Origin of the sequence: Kitasatospora nipponensis (genome assembly GCF_039528135.1) — a bacterium.
GTDB classification, from domain to species: domain Bacteria; phylum Actinomycetota; class Actinomycetes; order Streptomycetales; family Streptomycetaceae; genus Kitasatospora; species Kitasatospora nipponensis.
Map to the genome: position 1 here is coordinate 1 of NZ_BAAALF010000894.1, position 600 is coordinate 600.

At 67.2% G+C, this 600-nt stretch carries 1 protein-coding gene; it reads right to left on the reverse strand.

Going from position 1 to position 600, the window contains the following annotated elements:
• Positions 1-163 precede the first annotated feature (163 nt).
• A partial coding sequence (locus tag ABD323_RS43915) for a hypothetical protein (RefSeq protein WP_344447599.1) occupies positions 164-600 on the reverse strand: 437 nt, incomplete at its 5' end.

Consider the following 600-nt stretch of genomic DNA (forward strand, 5'->3'; position numbering starts at 1 on the left):
GTACCACCTCCAGCTCCTACGGTCAGCCCCCGATCGTCGACACCCGGCTCCCCTCCGGCTCCTCCAGCGTAGACCGTATTCGATAGCTTGTTCGACCATGAGTCAAGGCATTACCCCAGGTGGAGCAGCCATGACACACCGCGTCCGGGAGTGTTGGCGCCCCTCAAATCACCACCACAACAGGCTTCAGGGGCCAGGGCGGGACACCCGCCCGCTTGTACGACCCGCGCCCGCTGGTGAGACACCGTGCCGCTGTCAGTGCGTGTTCGCGGGCCGCGCCGCTGCCGCGGACACCCGGGAGGGACAGCATCAGCTCAACTCCCCATGGAATCAACAGGAGTGGCGGCCATGTCCCATCGTGCCGCTGGCCGAGGACAGCAAGTGTCCTGCTCGCGCTGCGGCGCCGCATGCCCGGAGTCTGGGCGCATTCGACCCAGGTGCCGCCGGCGGTCATCTCGGCGAGCTTCAAAGATGCGGCCCGTCGCAGGTGATGTGTGGTCCACACGGTGGTGGGCGGCAGGCGGGCAGTGAGGTTGGTGAAGTGGGTGTCGAACCAGGTCTGCGGCAGCAGCGGTGGTACCTCCTCGGTGCTGAAGCGGC